General features: G+C 64.2%; 4 protein-coding genes. 2 read left to right on the top strand and 2 right to left on the bottom strand.

Annotated elements, in window-relative coordinates:
• Nucleotides 1-249: hypothetical protein (locus WCB02_RS01460; RefSeq protein ID WP_423955557.1), on the top strand; the 249-nt coding region annotated here is incomplete at its 5' end.
• 205 nt (nucleotides 250-454) lie between these two features.
• Here WCB02_RS01460 and WCB02_RS01465 read toward each other — a convergent pair.
• Together WCB02_RS01465 and WCB02_RS01470 are read right to left on the bottom strand one after the other, a co-directional pair.
• Complete coding sequence (locus tag WCB02_RS01465; protein WP_423955559.1) at nucleotides 455-1,807, bottom strand: malonyl-CoA decarboxylase; 1,353 nt, start codon at nucleotides 1,805-1,807, stop codon at nucleotides 455-457.
• 181 nt (nucleotides 1,808-1,988) lie between these two features.
• Nucleotides 1,989-2,789 carry an AraC family transcriptional regulator gene (locus WCB02_RS01470; protein ID WP_423955562.1) on the bottom strand — a complete coding sequence of 267 codons (801 nt, stop codon included), beginning with the start codon at nucleotides 2,787-2,789 and terminating at the stop codon, nucleotides 1,989-1,991.
• Nucleotides 2,790-2,850: 61 nt separating this feature from the next.
• On the opposite strand from WCB02_RS01470, the gene WCB02_RS01475 reads away from it, so the two are divergent.
• Nucleotides 2,851-3,945, top strand: a 1,095-nt coding sequence (locus WCB02_RS01475; protein ID WP_423955565.1) for an MFS transporter, incomplete at its 3' end; no start/stop codon positions are given.

The following is a 3,945-nucleotide window of genomic DNA, read 5'->3' on the forward strand; positions in this document are numbered from 1 at the left end:
ACCGAGGCCTTCCAGCAGGATTGCGACGAGATGAAGCGGTTGACGACGAGCCTCGAGATCGTGCGCCTGATGGGGAAAATGGAAAGCGCGCGCCTGGTGGGTATCAACGAAGGCCTCGACAAGCTGATCATCGACCTCGAATCCTCCCAGGCCATCATCGCGACAGGCTTGAAGGAAATCGAACGGATGAACCACGCCATCAAATACAACGCCCGCCGCACGCTGGCGCTGGCCGGCTGCGAGGCGTAAGGCGACGTCCATCCCTGGACGCCACACCGCTTCATCCAGATGTCATTTCGATCAAGTTCGTCATGCCGGGGTTTGTCCAGCCTTGACCCGGGCATCCGCGTTTTTCCTGCATGAGGCCAATACGTGGCCGGCCGGGACAGGCGAGCGATGCCATCCGTCGGGCGGCCATCGCCCCGGCCATGACGGCGATATTCGCAACCGATCTCTACGACAGCCGCATGTCCAGAAGCCGCCGCCCCTCGGTCTTCAACAGCCTCCTCACCGCGCTTGAGGCGACCACGTCGCCGTCATTGGCATAGGATTCGTGGTTCTTCTCGATGTCCTCGAGGCGATAGAGATAGTTGACCATGATGCCGGCGGATTCGCGCAGGCCTTTCACGGAGCGATCGCCGAGCCAGTTGATGCGCTCGAGCCGCGCGCCGTTGCCGAGATGGAAGCGTGCGACCGAATCGATCAGCCGTCCCTTCAAGGTGCGCGCCTTGAGGAAGTAATGGGCGGCCAGCGGCTCCATCAGTGCGCGCAGCTGCGCCGCCAGCTCCGGATTGTCGAACCAGTTCGGCTCATCGAGATGTTTCAGCAGCGCGCGGTCCTCGTCCGACAGCGGCAGATCGTTGCCCTGCTTCAACCACGACATGAAGCCCGGCACCGGTGACAGCGTCACGAAGTTCTCGAGCTTCGGCAGTTCGCGGCGCAGTTCTTCGACCACCTGCTTGATCAGGAAGTTGCCGAAGGAAATGCCGCCCAGCCCGCGCTGGGTGTTGGAGATCGAATAGAACACGGCGGTGCGGGCGCGCTCGACCGGCACCAGCTGCCGGTCCACCGCGAGCAGCGGCGCGATTGCCGCCGGAATCGCCTCGGTCAGCGCCACTTCGACGAAAATCAGCGGTGCATCGACCATGGCCGGATGAAAGAACGCGTAGCAGCGGCGGTCGACGGGGTCGATGCGGCGGCGCAGATCGTCCCAGTCGCTGATCTCGTGCACCGCCTCATAGCGGATGATCTGCTCCAGAATGTTCGCCGGCGTCGACCAGTCGATCTTGCGCAGCACGAGAAACCCCCTGTTGAACCACGACCCCAACAGATGCACGATGTCGCGGTCCAGCGCGGCGAGATCGCTGTGGCCGTTCATCTGCGAAAGCAGATCGGCGCGCATTGCCACCAATTCCCCGGTGCCCCCCGGCGCGCGATTGAGACGGCGGATCAGTTCCTGCCGTCGCGGTTCGGAGGCGAAATGCAGGTTGCCGGCGTCATCGTCATTGGGCTGGGCTCGCCAGGCCTCGATCGCCTGCGCCAGCCGCTCGCGGTCGGGGCCGAAATTTCGCACCAGGGCCTCGAAAAAGGAACGGCGCCCCGCGGCGTCGAGGTCGTGATAGCGGTCCAGCACCTCTCGGGCCATCGCGGTGCCGGTGGCCTCGCCCCGGCCCGACAACACCGCCTCGCAAAGCTCGATCATGTCGGTGGCTTCGGGCTTGCCGTCGGTCGGGCCGGCGCGGCGGAGCAGGATGCGCCCGCGCTCGGAAATGGTTGAAAGCAAGTCGGAAAAGAAGGCGTTGGCCATGAGCTAAATCGAATCCATTTGATCGGCCGACCTTACACAGGATTTATGGCCAAGCCGATCACAATCAAGCATGGCGATTGTGCAGAATTTTGGCATCGCTGCAAAGGACCTGGCTGGCCACGAAAGACCTGATGATCGGGAAACTCGGATCACGTCGCGGTGCGGTGAAGGTGAATGAGCGCTATGCCTTTTGCATGAATTCCGTCGGCGTCTTGCCGGTGACCTGGCGGAAAGCATGGGAAAACGCCGGCACGCTGGCGTAGCCGAGGTCGGCGGCGAGCTGCTTGATCGAGATCGAAGCTTCCGTCGACAGCTTTTCGATCGCGGACGCGATGCGGGCGCGCTGGCACCAGCTCTTGAAACTCAATTGGGTTTCCGAGGAGAACAACCGCGACAGCGTCCGCGCCGAGGTGCCCACCCTCTCGGCCAGCGTCTCGATCTCGTGGCCGCCGGTCGGATCGGCGAGCACCAGGTCCGCGGCGCGGCGGCAGCGCGGCTCGTGCGGCAGCGGAATGAAGGTCGCGGAATCCTCCGCGCGGTGCAATTCCAGCATCACGAGCTTGACCAGGAGCGCGGTGCGCTCCTGGCTGTTGCGGGGGTGGAACAGCGCCAGGATCGCCTGGTGCAGCAGCGGCGAGACCCGCACTACGAACTCCGATCGCAGGCTCCTGTCGCGCTGCTCGCGCTTCAGCCACGCCACATCGAAATAGAGCGTACGCATCTGGATGTCGGCGAGCACGTCGATCGCATGTTCGAGCCGGGCAGGGACCCAGACCGCGCGGTCGGGCGGCACCAGCCAGCGCCCTTTGGGGGTCGTCACCTGCATCGTGCCCTTCGCCGCATAGACCAGTTGCGCCTCACGGTGCATGTGGGTGTCGAGCCGGACGCCCTTCTTGTAGTTGCGCGCCACCAGATGCACGCCGTCGCCGGTCGCGCGATGGTCGCCTGGAACGGCGTGGATTGGCTTTTCGACGATAGTCATTGGCGGCATCCCGACAGCACAAGAATCTATAACCTATCCGAAGACATAACGGGAATCGGCCATGAACAGCTCCAGCCAGGTGATCGGCTTCGTCAATGCCGCGCATTTCATCGACCACTACGCGATGCTGATCTTTGCCGCGGCCGTCATCATCATGGGACCCGCGCTCGGCATGGCCTATTCCGAGCTGTTGCCCTATGCGACGCCGGGCTTCATGGCATTCGGCGCCGGATCGCTCCTGACCGGCTGGCTTGGCGATCGCTGGAGCCGCCGCCACATGCTGGTGATCTTCTTTTTCGGCATCGGCGCGTCCATGATCGCGGTCGGCCTGGTGCGGACACCGTTGCAGCTCGGCGCGGCGCTGCTGTCGATCGGCCTGTTCGCCTCGATCTATCATCCGGTGGGCACCGCGATGCTGGTGTCCTATGCTGATCGGCTCGGCCGCGAGATGGGGCTGAACGGCGTCTGGGGCAATCTCGGCGTCGCGTCCTCGGCGCTGGCGACCGGCGTGATCGGGCAATATCTCGGCTGGCGTTTCGCATTCGTCATTCCCGGCCTCGTCACGGTCCTGATCGGCCTCGCCTTCGCCCGCGCCGTCGTGCACGAGGACCGCAAGGGCTCGAAGCAGGCGGCCGCCCAGGCGCGCGTTGCCAGAGAGGACATGTGGCGGGTGGTCCTGGCGCTCCTGATCGTGGTGATCGCGATCTCCACCACCTTCAACGCGGTGACGGTGGCGCTGCCAAAGCTGTTCGCGGAAAGGCTTGCCGACGTCACCCGAAGCCCGGCGCTGCTCGGGGTGATCGCGGCCTGCGTCTATGTGTTCGGCGCCATGACGCAATATACCATCGGGAGATTGCTCGACCGGCATTCGCTGAAGACGGTATCGCTGCCGCTGTCCTTTGTGTTGGCGCCGTTTCTTTATCTGGCGGCGACGCTATCGAACCTGCCGCTGATCCTGGTGTCGATCGGCATCGTCATGGGGGCGTTCGGGCAGGTCACCGTCAACGACGCCATGGTCGGCAAATACACCAGCGAACAGTGGCGCTCGCGCGCCTATTCGGTGCGCTATTTTGTCGGCTTCACCGCCGCCGGCGCTTCGGTGGGCCTGGTGGCGTGGCTGTACCAGCAGGGCGGGTTTGTCACCATGCTGCACGCC

Origin of the sequence: Bradyrhizobium sp. (assembly GCF_049581145.1) — a bacterium.
Taxonomy (GTDB): Bacteria; Pseudomonadota; Alphaproteobacteria; order Rhizobiales; family Xanthobacteraceae; genus Bradyrhizobium.